The sequence below is a fragment of the Chitinimonas koreensis genome (assembly GCF_014353015.1).
In the GTDB taxonomy this organism is placed as follows: domain Bacteria; phylum Pseudomonadota; class Gammaproteobacteria; order Burkholderiales; family Chitinimonadaceae; genus Chitinimonas; species Chitinimonas koreensis.
Genome location: NZ_CP060704.1, coordinates 2860712 through 2874238, shown reverse-complemented (window position 1 = coordinate 2874238; position 13527 = coordinate 2860712). Strand labels below are relative to the sequence as shown.

The window sequence follows — 13527 nt, the reverse complement described above, 5'->3', positions numbered from 1 at the left end:
GCCGCGATGCCGCTCGCTGCCGAGGACTGGTCGGCGATCCGGCTGACGCTGGAGCTGGCCACCACCACCACCATCCTGCTGCTGCTGCTGGGCACGCCGCTGGCCTGGTGGCTGGCGCGCAGCCGCAGCCTGCTGGGCCAGGCGGTCGGCGCGCTGGTCACGCTGCCGCTGGTGCTGCCGCCGACCGTGCTCGGCTTCTACCTGCTGCTGGCGATGGGCAGCCAGGGTCCGCTCGGCCGGCTCACGCTGTGGCTGGGTTGGGGCTTGCTGCCGTTCACCTTCGCCGGCCTGGTGATCACCTCGGTGCTGTACTCGCTGCCGTTCGCGGTGCAGCCGCTGGTGCAGGCCTTCCGCGCGATCGGCCCGCGCCCGCTCGAAGTGGCGGCCACGCTGCGCGCCTCGCCCTGGGACGCCTTCTTCAGCGTGGTCCTGCCCCTGGCGAAACCCGGCTTCATCACCGCCACGGTGATGAGCTTCGCCCACACGGTCGGCGAATTCGGCGTGGTGCTGATGATCGGCGGCAATATCCCCGACCGCACCCGGGTGATCTCGGTGCAGATCTACGACCGGGTCGAGGCGCTCGAATACGCGCAGGCGCACTGGCTGGCCGGCGGCATGCTGGTGTTCAGCTTCGTCGTGCTGTTCGGCCTGCATCTCGTCGCCGCCAGGCGGCCGGCGCCATGAGCGTCGAGGCCGATTTCACGCTGGCGCTCGGCGCCTTCCGGCTCGAAGCCGCGCTGGCCTTGCCGGCCCGCGGCGTATCGGTGCTGTTCGGTCCGTCGGGCTCGGGCAAGACCTCGCTGCTGCGCTGCATCGCCGGGCTCGAACCGGCGGCGCGCGGCCGCCTGGCGGTGAGCGGCGAGACCTGGCAGGACAGTGCGCGCGGCGTGTTCCTGCCGCCGCACCGGCGCGGCATCGGCATGGTGTTCCAGGAGGCCAGCCTGTTCCCGCACCTGGACGTGCGGCGCAATCTCGAATACGGCCTGCGCCGCATCGAGGCGGGCGCGCGGCGGGTGAGCCGGGACCGCGCGATCGAACTGCTCGGCATCGGCGCGCTGCTGGCGCGGCGGCCGGACCGGCTGTCGGGCGGCGAGCGCCAGCGGGTGGCGATCGCGCGCGCGCTGCTGACCTCGCCGCAACTGCTGCTGCTCGACGAGCCGCTGTCGGCGCTCGACTACCGGCGCAAGCAGGACATCCTGCCCTACCTCGACCGGCTGCACCGCGAGCTCGACCTGCCGATGATCTACGTCACCCACGCCACCGACGAGCTGAGCCGGCTGGCCGACCACCTGGTGCTGCTGGACCAGGGCCGGGTGGTGGCGCAGGGCGCGCTGTCGGACACGCTGTCGCGGCTGGACCTGCCGCCGGTGTTCGACGACGAGATCGGCGTGGTGCTGGAGGCGACGGTGCTGGAGGTCGATGCGCACTACCAGCTCGCCCGGCTGGCCTTCGCCGGCGGCGAGCTGCGCGCGCCGGCCGGCGAGGCGCGCGCCGGCGAGCGTTGCCGCGTGCGCATCCCGGCGCGCGACGTGAGCCTGGCGCGCAGCGAGCAGCACGACGCCAGCATCCTCAATCGCCTGCCGGCGGTGGTGACCGCCGTCGGCCCGGCGGCCCATCCGGCGCATGCGCTGGTGCGGCTGGACCTGGCCGGCGCCACGCTGGTGGCGCGCATCACCCGGCTGTCGCTCGACACGCTGGCGATCGCGCCGGGCGAGCGGGTATGGGCGCAGATCAAGTCGGTGGCCTTGCTGTAGGGCCTGCAATGAACGAGCGGGGCAGGGTAGATGCATGCAGTGCAGGCGCCCGGGGAACCCGGGCGCTCACTATTCGTGCGGCCCGAGACGGTGGGCCCTACCCTGATTCAATCCTACCCCTCCCGTCCCCGCCGCCGCGGGGAGGCCTCGCTGGCGCTCGTCAGCGAGTCCGTTCGGCGGTTGCGACGCCTGAGGGAGCGCACTTGTAGGAGCGGCTTCAGCCGCCCCTGCAAAACCCCATCCATGGCAGCCTTCGCAACCGGTATGAGCGCAGCAATATGCCAGCAGGCGGCACAACGGAGAGCGAACGAGCGTAGCGAGGCTCCCTCGCCCTGGGAGAGGGCGGGGGAGTGGGAAGAAATCAGGATGTAAACGCAGCCCGCCCGAGCCCGGACTGCCCGCCAAGCCCCGGCTCAGCCGGGGCTCGAACCGCCGCTCGAGTCCATGTGCCCCCAATCCGTGCCAAGCGTTTACTGGAAGGGGACCTCGGCAAAGCTGCGCAGCTTGCGGCTATGCAACTGATCCACCCCCTGTCCGCGCAGCAACTCCATGGTCCGGATACCGATGCGCAGATGCTGCTCGATCCGCTCGCGGTAGAAGTGATTGGCCATGCCGGGCAGCTTGATCTCGCCGTGCAGCGGCTTGTCGCTCACGCACAGCAAGGTGCCGTAGGGCACGCGGAAGCGGAAGCCGTTGGCGGCGATGGTGGCGCTCTCCATGTCCAGCGCCACCGCGCGGCTCTGGCTGAAGCGGCGTTGCGGCTGGTTGTCGGCCTGCAGCTCCCAGTTGCGGTTGTCGGTGCTGGCCACCGTGCCGGTGCGCATCAGGTGCTTGAGCTCGGGGCCGTCGACGCCGGTGATGGCCGATACCGCGGTCTCCAGCGCGACCTGGATCTCGGCCAGCGCCGGGATCGGCACCCACAGCGGCAGGTCCTCGTCGAGCACGTGGTCCTCGCGCACATAGCCGTGCGCCAGCACGTAGTCGCCCAGTTGCTGCGAGGTGCGGAGGCCGGCGCAATGGCCGAGCATGATCCAGGCGTGCGGCCGCAGCACCGCGACATGGTCGGTGATGGTCTTGGCGTTGGCCGGACCGACGCCGATGTTGACCATGGTGATGCCGCTGCGGTCGGGCCGCACCAGATGGTAAGCCGGCATCTGCGGCAGCCGCGGCGGCGCCACGCCGAGCGCGTCGGCCGGCTCGGCCGGCAGGCCCGCCCGGCGCGTCACCACGTTGCCCGGCTCGATGAAGGCGACGTAGTCGCTGGCCGGGTCGGTCATGCCGGCCTGGCCGAGCTTGATGAACTCGTCGATGTAGGACTGGTAGTTGGTGAACAGCACGAAGTTCTGGAAATGCTCGGGCCCGGTGCCGGTGTAGTGGCGCAGCCGGTGCAGCGAGTAGTCGACGCGCGGCGCGGTGAACAGCGACAGCGGCCGCGGCTCGTTCGGCCGCGGGATGTGGGTGCCGTTGGCGATGCCGTCGTCCATCGCGGCGAGGTCGGGCAGGTCGAACATCTCGCGCATCAGCTGGCGCCGCGCCGGCTCCAGGCTGCCCTCGATATGGTCGTGCTCGGCGAAGGAGAAGTGCACCGGGATCGGCTGCGTGCTGGTGCCGACCTCGAGCTCGCCGCCGTGGTTCTGCAGCAGCAGGGCGAACTGCTCGAGGTAGTAGTCGGAGTACAGCTCGGGCCGCGTCAGCGTGGTCTCGAAGCGGCCGGCGGCGGAGACGAAGCCGTAGCTGCGCAGCACGTCCTCGGCGGCCGGATGGCGCGTCGCGCTGTCGGCCTGGAAGCGCAGCAGCGGGTAGCAGGCGCGCGCGCGGCCCGGCAGCGTCTCGCCGGCGACGAAGCGGCGCATCGCCTCGCGCAGATGGGCCACGCTCTGGTCGTAGATCAGCCGCACCTGGGCCAGCGCGCTGGCCGGGTCGGTATGGCGGGTGGGGGCGATGAAGGCGGGCAGGTAGCTCATGGCGGCATTATTCATCGGCCGCCGTGACGATGTCTCGCGGCGGCGGTGGGCGGATGCTGCTAGGAGCGGATTCCTGCGGGAAGGTGCGATGGACGGATGTACCTAGGCGCGGCTTCAGCCGCGAAGGGTCGTGTGCGCCGGCACCATCCGCGGTTGAAGCCGCTCCTGCATGCGATCGGGCGATAGTCAGCGCTTGGTCGCCGCGGCCAGGATCGCGTCGAGCTCGCCCGAACGGCGCGCCGCCTGGGCCGCGGCTTCCATGCGGGCCAGCACGGCGGCCGCGTCCGGGTAGCTGCGGCGCAGGCCGAAGCAGAAATTGACCGGCGGCAGGAAGGGCGCCGGGGTGAAGCGGAAGCGCTCGAGCAGGCCGAGCTGGCGCAGCTTGGTGCGGGTGACGACCTCGCCCTCGACATAGATGTCGAGCCGGCCGGCGTCGATCATGCGCAGCACGGTCTCCTCGTCCTTGAGCCACTGCATCTGGTCGGGTTCGAGGTTTTCCTTGGGGTAGCCGGCGCCGATGAAGTTGCCGTGGCGGAAGGCGCGCATGTCGGCCACCGAGCGGATCTCGAGCGGACGCAGGTCGTCGGCGCGGTGGTAGATGCCGAAGCGCACGCTGACGATCGGCGTCGGCGCGAAATCGGCATAGACCAGCCGGCCCTTGGTGATGGTGGTGCAGAAGCCGTCGAGGCTGCCGTTCTCGACCATGGCCTGGGCACGCGCCCAGGGGAAGCCCTGGTTGTCGAGGCGGTAGCCGGCGTTGCGGCCGACCAGCGCCATGCCCTCGACCAGCGCCCCGCGCATCGCGCCGTCGCCGCCGCGGAAGCTGAACGGCTCGTAGCTGTCGAAATAGCCCATGCGGATCGGGGCGTCCTTGTCCGCGGCGAGCGCGGGGAGACAGGCGGCGCCGAGCAGGGCTGCGCTGTCGAGCATGAATTGGCGCCGGGTCGGCATGGTGCGCTCCTGTCCGTGGATAATATATTCGCTCGCAGCAAATATAGGCCGGCTTTGCCGCCGCGCAAGCCGCGCGCGCTGCGTTGCGCCGGACGGTTCAACCGGCCGCGGCCGGCAGCGCGATCGCCCGCCCCAGTTCCTCGAACAGCGTCGATACCGAGCGCAGCGCGCGGCAATCGGGCCGGGTCAGCAGCCATAGCCCGGTGGCGCAGCCGGGCAGCGCGTCGCCGAGCGCCTGCAACTCGCCGTCGCCGTCGCCGTCGAGCAGGAAGCGCGGCAGCGCGGCGATGCCGAGGCCGGCGCGGGCCAGGCCGGCCGCCGCCAGCAGCGTGCTGCAGCGGTAGGCCGGCAGCACGGCCGGATGCGCGCGGCGGCGCCAGGCGACGGTCGGGTGGTCGGGCAGGACGTCGTCGGGCGCGATCCAGCTCAGCGCCTCGGGCGGCTGGCCGGCCGCGGCGCGCAGGTAGGACGGATGGCCGCACAGCAGGTAGTCGACCGTGCCGAGCCGGCGGCCGACCAGGTGCTCGGGCGGGTGGTCGGTCAGCCGCAGCGCCAGGTCGGCGTCGTGGCGGCTCAGGTTGGCGAAGTCGTTCGAGGTGGCCAGCGCCAGCGTCAGCGCCGGGTAGCCGGGCATGAAGCGGCGCAGCGCCGGCAGCAGGAGGCCGTGCAGCACCGAATCGGTACAGGTCAGCCGCACCGTGCCGCTGACCATCGCCTCGTCGCGCGCCAGCGCCAGCCGGGCCGCCGCCAGCGCGCGCTCGGCCGCCTCGGCCTGTTCGGCCAGCCGCAGCGCGGCGTCGGTCGGCAGATAGCCGCTGCGGCGCTTGTCGAACAGCGCGCTGCCGAGCGCCTTCTCGAGCCGGCGGATGGCGCGGAACACGGTCGAGACGTCCTGTTCCAGCAAGGCCGCGGCGCGGGCGAGGCTGCCGCCGCGCACCACGGCGAGCACCAGGGCGAGGTCGGCATGGTCGAGTCGATATTGCATGGCTGCAAGAATGGATTGCGATGCGGTCAATATACAGTGCGCCGGCGCGATCCTAGAGTGCCTGTCGCGGCACCGGCAGGCGGTGCCCGCTTCCCAGGGGATACGCATATGAACGCAGACGGCAGGGCGGGCCAGGGCCGCCGCACGGTCAGGCTGGCGGTGGTCGGTGACCGCGACGACGGCATCACGGCGCATCGCGCCAATCCCATCGCGCTGGCCCTGGCGGCCGGGCAGGCCGGCATCGCGCTGGAGGCCGACTGGATCGGCACCGAGACGATCGCCGACGCGGCGCGGCTCGACGGCTACGACGGCGTCTGGTGCGTGCCGGGCAGCCCCTACCGCGACGACGACGGCGCCTTGCGCGCGATCCGCCATGCGCGGGCGAACCGGCTGCCCTTCCTCGGCACCTGCGGCGGCTTCCAGGCCGCGCTGGTCGAGTACGCGCGCCACGTGCTCGGCTGGCACGACGCGGCGCACGCCGAGACCGCACCGGGCGCCGCGCGTGCGGTGATCGCGCCGCTGGCCTGCGCGCTGGTCGAGCAGAGCGGGCCGGTGCAACTGGCGGCCGGTTCGCGGCTGGCGCGCGCCTACGGCACGCTGGCGCTCGAAGTGGGCTACCGTTGCAGCTACGGCCTCAACCCGGCCTTCGCCGCCGCGCTCACCGCCGGGCCGCTGCGGGCGACCGCCTTCGATGCGGCCGGCCCAGGCGCTGCCGGGGAAGTCCGCGCGGTCGAGCTCGACGGCCATCCCTTCTTCGTCGCCACGCTGTTCCAGCCCGAGCGCGCCGCGCTGGCCGGTTTCGCGCCGCCGCCGGTGGTCGCGCTGCTGCGCGCCTGCGCGGCGCAGGCCTGGGTACGGCAATGACATCCAACCCGGAGACCGCCATGCATCCTTCATCGCTCGCATCGACGCCGGCCGCGCCTACGCCGGCCGCGCCTTACTACGCCGTGATCTTCACATCGCTGCGCACCGAGGTCGCCGCCGACTATGCCGAGGTAGCCGAACGCATGGTCGAGCTGGCGCGGCAGCAGCCGGGCTTCCTTGGCGTCGAATCGGCGCGCGGCGCCGACGGCCTCGGCATCACCGTGTCCTACTGGGACAGCGAGGCCGCCATCGCCGCCTGGCGCCGGCAGGGCGAACACAGCCTGGCGCGGGCGCGCGGCCGGACGGACTGGTATGCGGCGTTCGAGGTGCGCATCGCCCGGGTCGAGCGCGCCTACGGCTTCCGCCGCGACGAGGCGGCCGGCTAGCCGCGCCGGCCGCTGCGGGCCGCCCCCCGGCCCGCACAGGATCGTCGAAGCGGCGCACCGGCTTCCGGCCGGCAGAACGCCCGATGCAGGAAATGACAGGCCATATATTTTCCGGCCTATCCGTCTTTTAATTGAAACATTATATTGCCGCCTATAAATGCGGCGATATTCCCATTTCACGGCGATATTTATTAAATAATCCCGCCGAATTGCCGTATTCACCGTTCGTTCCATCGGAACGCCTGTCAGTGCTGACAGGTTCTAATGAATCAGTCCGTCAGCCGACAATAGCCCCGAACGAAATACGCCCCGCCGCGGGTCGCATTCCTCCTTGATTGGCCGGGAATCGCCGCGGCGGAAATACAGGGACGAACGGCGAATATCCAAATATGGCGACGGCCTCCAATGCATTCCCAATTCCTTCCGACGAATATATAAACGAATCACCCGATGCGCCGCCCGGCCGGATCGCCATCATCGGCGCCGCCTGCCGTTTCCCCGGCGCCGACAGCCCGGATCGGCTGGCCGAACTGCTGTTCGACGGCCGCGAGGCGATCGGACCGGTCGCCGCGCTGCGGCCGGCCATCGCCGCCGGCGGCATCGAGCGCGCCGGCCTGATCGCGGCGCCCGAGCTGTTCGACCCGCAGTTCTTCGGCATCGCCCAGCGCGAAGCCGACCAGATGGACCCGCAGCAGCGGCTGGCGCTGGAACTGGCGGTCGAAGCGCTGGAGGCCGCCGGCCTGCCGCGCGCCGGCCTCGCCGGCAGCCGCACCGGCGTCTACCTCGGCATCTCCACCTACGACTACAGCCGGCTGCAGATGCGGCGCGGCGACGGCGGCGAGCTCTACGCCGGCACCGGCAACGCCTTCAGCATCGCCGCCAACCGCATCTCCTACTGGCTCAACCTGGCCGGGCCGAGCATGGCGGTCGACACCGCCTGCTCGTCCTCGCTGACCGCGGTGCACCTGGCGGTGCGCGCGCTGCGCGCCGGCGAGATCGACCTGGCGCTGGTCGGCGGCGTCGGCCTGCTGCTGTCGGGCGAGCTGATGCAGGTGTTCGCCGGCGCCGGCATGCTGGCGCCCGACGGCCGCTGCAAGACCTTCGATGCGGCCGCCGACGGCTACGTGCGCGGCGAGGGCGGCGGCATGGTGGTGCTGCGCCGCGCCGCCGAGGCCGCGGCGGCCGGCGACCGCGTGCTGGCGCTGATCGCCGGCAGCGCGGTCAACCAGGACGGCCGCAGCAACGGCCTGACCGCGCCGAGCGGGCCGGCCCAGAGCGCGGTGCTGCGCGCCGCGCTGGCCGATGCCGGCCTGGCGCCGGCCGAGGTCGACGCGGTCGAGCTGCACGGCACCGGCACCCCGCTCGGCGATCCGATCGAGGCGCAGGCGCTGGGCGAGGTCTATGCCGCCGGCCGCGCGGCGCCGCTGGCGGTCGGCTCGATCAAGACCAATATCGGCCACCTCGAAGCGGCCGCCGGCATCGCCGGGCTGATCAAGGCCGCGCTGGCGCTGGCGGCGCGGCGGCTGCCGCCGTCGCTGAACTTCAGCCGGCCCAATCCCGACATCGACCTGGCCGCGCTCGGCCTCGCCGTGGCGACCGAGGCGGTGCCGCTCGACCCGATCGGCCGGCCGGCGCGGGTCGGCGTCAGCAGCTTCGGCTTCGGCGGCAGCAACGCCCACGTAGTGCTCGAAGCGGCTGCCTTGCCGCCCGCGCTGCCGGCCGCATCGCCGGGCGAGCCCGGCGGCGAATGGCTGCTGCCGCTGTCGGCGGCCTCGCCCGAGGCGCTGGCCGCGCAGGCCGGCCGCCTGGCCGAGCGGCTGCGCACGCTCGATCCGGCCGCGCTGGCCGACCTGGTGCACACCGCCACGCTGCGGCGCGATCACCTCGACCACCGGCTGGCGGCGTTCGGCCCGCTGCCAGTGCTGATCGAGGCGCTGGCCGCCGCCGTGGCCGGCCGGCCGCACCCGGCGCTGCTGCTCGGCCGCCGGCCGGCCACCGGGCCGCGCCGGCTGGCGCTGCTGGGCGGCGATGAAGCCTGCGCCGAAGCGCTGCGCCACTGGGGCGTGAAGGCGGTCGCCGAGACCGCCGACGCCGCGCTGGCCGAACGGCTGGCCGGCCGCTGGGACCTGCTGTGCGTCGAGTCCGACTGGCCGGCCGGGCTGCCCGAGCGGCTGGCGCGCGCCGAGCTGCCGGCCGGCCCGCCGCGGCTGGCGCTCGGCGCCCGGCTCTACGTGCTCGGCCACGCGCTCGACTGGGCCGCCCAGGCGCCGCTGGGCCAGCTGGTCGCGCTGCCGGCCTACCCCTGGCAGCGGCGCCGCTGCTGGTTCGCGCCGGAATCGCCGGCCGCCCGCGGCGTGGTGTTCCTGATCCCCGGCCAGGGCAATCCGCAGCCGGGCGCCGCCGCGGCGCTGTACCGCGACCACGCCGGCTTCCGCGCCGCGATCGACCGCTGCGCCGCGCTGCTCGACGAGCTGCTCGACGTCCCGCTGGCCACGCTGCTGTTCGACGCCGAGCGCGGCGGCCCGCTGCTGCGGCAGACCCGCTATGCCCAGCCGGCGCAGTTCGCGCTGGGCTGGGCGCTGGCCCAATTGTGGGCCGGCTGGGGCGTGCGGCCGGCCGCGCTGGCCGGCCACAGCCTCGGCGAATACGTCGCCGCCGTGCTGGCCGGCATGGCGCCGCTGGAGCAGGTGCTGCCGCTGGTGGCGCGCCGCGGCGCGCTGATGCAGGAGACCGCCGACGGCGCCGCCATGCTGCTGGTGCGCGCCGGCGCCGCCGACGTTGCCGCGCTGGTCGAGGCGCGGCCGGCCGAACTGGCGCTGGCGGCCGACAACGGCCCGGCCAGCTGCGTGCTGGCCGGCACGGCGGCGGCGATCGAGGCCGCGGCGGCCGGGCTGGCCGGGCGCGGCATCCGCAGCCGCCTGCTCGACGTCGCCGCCGCCTTCCACTCGCCCTTGATGGAACCGATCGTGCTGCGGCTGGCCGGCCTCGCCGCGATGGTCGACTGGCAGGCCGGCGGCGTGCCCGCGATCGCCAACCTGCACGGCCGCCGCCACGCCGGTGCGCCCGATGCCGCCTACTGGGCCGCGCATGCGCGCGGCACGGTGCGCTACCGCGAGGGCCTGGAGGCGCTGCTGGCCGACGGTCACCGGCTGTTCCTCGAACTCGGCCCGCGGCCGGCGCTGGCCACGCTGGGGCCGACGCTGGCCGGCGGCGCCGAGGCGCAATGGCTGGCCGCGCTCGACGGCCCCGGCCGCGACTGGCCGGCGCTGGCCGAAGCCGCCGCCGCGCTGCGCCAGGCCGGCGTCGCGCTCGATCCCGCCTGCGCGTGCGATCTCGCGCCCCATTCCCCAGCGCGGCCGTTCCGGCCGCCGTCCCCACCGCTTCGCGCCAGGAAACCGCCATGTCCTCCCACCCGTCCCCGGCCGATGCGGCCGCCCGCGTGCAGCAGGTGCGCGCCGACGTCGTCGAGCAGATCGCCCGCGCGCTGGGCGAGGCGCCCGAGCGGCTGCCGCTCGACAAGCCCTTCATCGAGATGGGCGCCGACTCGGTGATGATGGCCGAGGCGATGCGCGCGATCCAGGCGCGCTACGGCGTGAGGATCAGCGCGCGCCAGCTGCTCAACGAGCTCGACACGGTCGACGCGCTGAGCGCCCACCTGGCGGCCGCCGTGCCGGCCGCGGCGACGGCCGGCGTGCCCATCGCCGCTTCGCCCGTCGCCGGACTGCCCGTCGCCGGATTGCCCGTCGCCCCGCTCGCCATGCCGGCGCTGCCGCCGGGCGCCGTGCCGGCCGAGTACGCCGGCCTGTTCCAGCAGCAACTGCAACTGGTGCAGCAGGTGATCCACGGCCAGCTCGCCGCGCTCGGCAGCGCACCGCCGCCGCCGGCCGCCGCGGCGCAGGTGCAGGCCATCCGGCCCGAGCCGCGCCGCATCGCCGCTGCGGCGGGCCGCGGCGCCGCGTCGCCGGGCCGCAGCGCGCTCGACCCGCGCCAGGCCGCCCACCTGGCCGCCTTCACCCACGCCTACGTGGCTCGCACGGCCGGCTCCAAGCGCCTGGCCGACCAGCGCCGCGAGCGGCTGGCCGACGTGCGCGCCTCGGCCGGCTTCCGGCCGGCGCTGAAGGAGCTGGTCTACCCGATCACCGGCGCGCGCGCCGAAGGGGCGCGGCTGTGGGACGTCGACGGCAACGGCTACGTCGACCTGTCGATGGACTTCGGCGTCAACCTGTTCGGCCACGGCGCGGCCATCCTGACCGAGGCGATCCATCGCCAGGCCGGCCTCGGCCTCGCGCTCGGCACCCGCTCGCCGCTGGCGGCCGAGGTGTCGCAGCTGATGTGCAAGCTGACCGGCATGGACCGGGTGCTGTTCTGCCAGTCCGGCAGCGAATCGGTGATGACCGCGCTGCGGCTGGCGCGGCTGGTGCGCGAGCGCAGCAAGGTGGCGCTGTTCCGCAAGTCCTACCACGGCCACTTCGACGGCGTGCTGGGCGACCGCGCGGCGGTCGGCGAGGCGGCCGAGCCGGTCGCCGCCGGCATCCTGCCGAACTTCGTCGCCGACCTCTTGGTGCTCGACTACGGCAGCGACGCGGCGCTGGAGGCGATCGCCCGCGAGGCCGACAGCCTGGCCGCGGTGCTGGTCGAGCCGGTGCAGAGCCGCGCGCTCGACCTGCAGCCGCGCGAGTTCCTGCTGCGGCTGCGCGAACTGACCGCGCGCCACGGCATCCTGCTGATCTTCGACGAGATGATCACCGGCTTCCGCTGCGCGCCGGGCGGCGCCCAGCAGCTGTTCGGCGTCGAGGCCGACCTGGCCACCTACGGCAAGACCATCGGCGGCGGCGTGCCGATGGCGGCGCTGGCGGCGCGCGGCCGGCTGCTCGACGGCATCGACGGCGGCATCTGGCGCTTCGGCGACGATTCGGCGCCCGATCCGCACACCACCTTCTTCGCCGGCACCTTCAACAACCATCCGCTTGGCTTCGCGCTGGCCCATGCCGTGCTCGGCGAGCTGGACCGGCGCGGCCCGGCCTTCCAGGAAAGCCTCAATGCCCGTACCGGCGAGCTGGTCGACCGCCTCAACGCGCGGCTGGCGGCCGTGCGGGCGCCGCTCGAGCTGATCCGCTTCGGCTCGGCCTTCCGCTTCAAGCACGCCGGCAACCTCGACCTGTTCTACTACCACCTGCTGCATCGCGGCCTGTTCGTCTGGGAAGGGCGCAACTGCTTCCTGTGCGAGGCCCACGGCGCGGCCGAACTCGACGCCATCGTCGACGGCGTGATGGATTCGGTCGCCGCGCTGCGCGAGGGCGGCTGGCTGGAGCCGCGCCCGGCCGCGGTGGCGCCGTCCGTGCCGGCCCGGCGGCCGAGGCCGCCACGCTGCCGCTGTCCGACAGCCAGCGCCAGATCTGGCTGGCCACCGAGCTCGATCCGGCCGGCGCCGGCGCCTACTGCGAGACGGTGGCGCTCGAGGTCGACGGCGAGCTCAACCCGGCGCTGCTCGAACGCGCGCTGGCCCAACTGGCGCTGCGGCACGAGGCGCTGCGCACCGTGCTCGACGCCGGCGGCGCCGGCCAGACCGTGCAGCCGGCGCTGAAGCCGCCGCTGAGCTACGGCGAGCACGACGACGTGGCCGGCTGGCTGCGCGGCTTCGTCGAGGCCGCCTTCGACCCGGCCGCCGGCGGCCCGCTGCGCGCCGCCCTGCTCAAGCGCAGCGACGGCCGCCACGTGCTGGCGCTGCGCGCCCACCATGTGCTGGTCGACGGCTGGTCGCTGGCGCTGATCGTCGACGAGCTCGGCCGGCTGTACCACGGCGGCGCCGCGCTGGCCGAGGCGCAGCCGTTCCGGCGCCAGCTCGACTGGCTGGCCGGCGCGCAGGACGAGGCCGCCGAGCGTTTCTGGCGCGACCGCGTGGCCGAGCCGCCGGCACCGCTGGCCTTGCCCGGCCAGCGCCTGTTCGACGCCGCCGCGCGGCCGCGCTGGGAAGGCGAGCGGGTACGGCTGGCGCTGCCGGCCGAGCTGGCCGAAAAGCTGGCCGCGCTGGCCGCCGGCCGCCGCGTCACCCCGTTCACCGCCGCGCTGGCGCTGACGCTGGGCTGGCTGCACCGGCTGTGCGACCGCGACGACATCCTGATCGGCGTACCGGCCCACGGCCGCCCGACGGGCTGGAGCGCATGGTCGGCCAGGCGGTGCAGCTGATGCCGCTGCGCTCGCGCATCGAGCGCGGCCTGCGCTTCGACCAGCTGCTGCACCGGCTCGACCTCGAGCTGGAGGCGATGGCGGCGCACCAGGCCCATCCGCTGGCGCGCATCGTCGAGCCGGTGCTGGCCGGCGGCGACGAGCGGCCCGGCGCGCTGACGCTGACCTTCAACCTCGACCGGGTGCGCGATCCGGCCTTCGCCGGCCTGCCAACCCGGCTGCTCGACGCGCCGGTGGCCGGCGTCAAGTTCGACCTGGCGATCAACCTGCTGCAGTCGGAGCAGGGCTGGCTGCTCGACCTCGACTACCCGTTCTGCCGCTACCCGCGCGCCGAGGTCGAGCAGCTGGGCCGGCGCTGGATCGACTGGGCGCTGCGGCTGGCGGCCGCGCCCGAGGCGGTGCTCGACGACTGCCCGGCGCTGCCGGCCGGCGAGCTG

At 73.8% G+C, this 13527-nt stretch carries 8 protein-coding genes and 2 pseudogenes; 7 read left to right on the top strand and 3 right to left on the bottom strand.

Translation table 11 applies throughout. The features are described from left to right. Positions 1-6: 6 nt before the first annotated feature. Both modB and modC read left to right on the top strand, forming a co-directional pair. The gene (modB, locus tag H9L41_RS11965) at positions 7-684 is read left to right on the top strand and encodes a molybdate ABC transporter permease subunit (RefSeq protein ID WP_028447091.1); all 678 of its coding nucleotides are present in this window, start codon (positions 7-9) and stop codon (positions 682-684) included. Next, complete coding sequence (gene modC, locus H9L41_RS11960; protein ID WP_028447092.1) at positions 681-1754, top strand: molybdenum ABC transporter ATP-binding protein; 1074 nt, start codon at positions 681-683, stop codon at positions 1752-1754. The genes modB and modC overlap by 4 nt, the downstream gene beginning before the upstream one ends. Before the next feature lie 470 nt (positions 1755-2224). Here the strand turns inward: modC and H9L41_RS11955 are convergent, their stop codons facing one another. From H9L41_RS11955 to H9L41_RS11945, 3 genes are all read right to left on the bottom strand, one after another. Further along, positions 2225-3718 (bottom strand): AMP nucleosidase, encoded by a 1494-nt coding sequence (locus tag H9L41_RS11955; protein WP_028447093.1) that lies wholly within the window; start codon positions 3716-3718, stop codon positions 2225-2227. 186 nt (positions 3719-3904) lie between these two features. After that, positions 3905-4669: a substrate-binding periplasmic protein gene (locus H9L41_RS11950; RefSeq protein WP_028447094.1), complete on the bottom strand. Its 765-nt coding sequence runs from the start codon at positions 4667-4669 to the stop codon at positions 3905-3907. A gap of 97 nt (positions 4670-4766) precedes the next feature. Further along, positions 4767-5654, bottom strand: coding sequence for a LysR family transcriptional regulator (locus H9L41_RS11945; protein WP_028447095.1), 888 nt, complete (start codon positions 5652-5654; stop codon positions 4767-4769). A gap of 108 nt (positions 5655-5762) precedes the next feature. Between H9L41_RS11945 and H9L41_RS11940 the strand changes: the two genes are divergently transcribed. The 5 genes and pseudogenes from H9L41_RS11940 to H9L41_RS11920 all read left to right on the top strand — a co-directional run. Then, positions 5763-6518: a CTP synthase C-terminal region-related (seleno)protein gene (locus H9L41_RS11940; RefSeq protein WP_051319215.1), complete on the top strand. Its 756-nt coding sequence runs from the start codon at positions 5763-5765 to the stop codon at positions 6516-6518. A gap of 20 nt (positions 6519-6538) precedes the next feature. Then, positions 6539-6904 (top strand): antibiotic biosynthesis monooxygenase family protein, encoded by a 366-nt coding sequence (locus H9L41_RS11935; RefSeq protein WP_028447097.1) that lies wholly within the window; start codon positions 6539-6541, stop codon positions 6902-6904. 389 nt (positions 6905-7293) lie between these two features. Beyond that, a complete protein-coding gene (locus H9L41_RS11930) occupies positions 7294-10455 on the top strand; it encodes a type I polyketide synthase (RefSeq protein ID WP_187523369.1) in 3162 nt (1053 codons plus the stop codon). Next, positions 10344-11924, top strand: a pseudogene (locus H9L41_RS11925) (aminotransferase class III-fold pyridoxal phosphate-dependent enzyme); the annotation flags it as partial. The gene H9L41_RS11930 and the pseudogene H9L41_RS11925, both read left to right, overlap by 112 nt. A gap of 200 nt (positions 11925-12124) precedes the next feature. Next, positions 12125-13479 (top strand): annotated as a pseudogene (locus H9L41_RS11920) (condensation domain-containing protein); the annotation flags it as partial. Positions 13480-13527 lie beyond the last annotated feature (48 nt).

Coding starts and splice junctions, on each gene's coding strand:
- modB (WP_028447091.1), top strand. CDS start 7: ATGCCGCTCGCTGCCGAGGACTGGTCGGCGATCCGGCTGACGCTGGAG.
- modC (WP_028447092.1), top strand. CDS start 681: ATGAGCGTCGAGGCCGATTTCACGCTGGCGCTCGGCGCCTTCCGGCTC.
- H9L41_RS11955 (WP_028447093.1), bottom strand. CDS start 3,718: ATGAGCTACCTGCCCGCCTTCATCGCCCCCACCCGCCATACCGACCCG.
- H9L41_RS11950 (WP_028447094.1), bottom strand. CDS start 4,669: ATGCCGACCCGGCGCCAATTCATGCTCGACAGCGCAGCCCTGCTCGGC.
- H9L41_RS11945 (WP_028447095.1), bottom strand. CDS start 5,654: ATGCAATATCGACTCGACCATGCCGACCTCGCCCTGGTGCTCGCCGTG.
- H9L41_RS11940 (WP_051319215.1), top strand. CDS start 5,763: ATGAACGCAGACGGCAGGGCGGGCCAGGGCCGCCGCACGGTCAGGCTG.
- H9L41_RS11935 (WP_028447097.1), top strand. CDS start 6,539: ATGCATCCTTCATCGCTCGCATCGACGCCGGCCGCGCCTACGCCGGCC.
- H9L41_RS11930 (WP_187523369.1), top strand. CDS start 7,294: ATGGCGACGGCCTCCAATGCATTCCCAATTCCTTCCGACGAATATATA.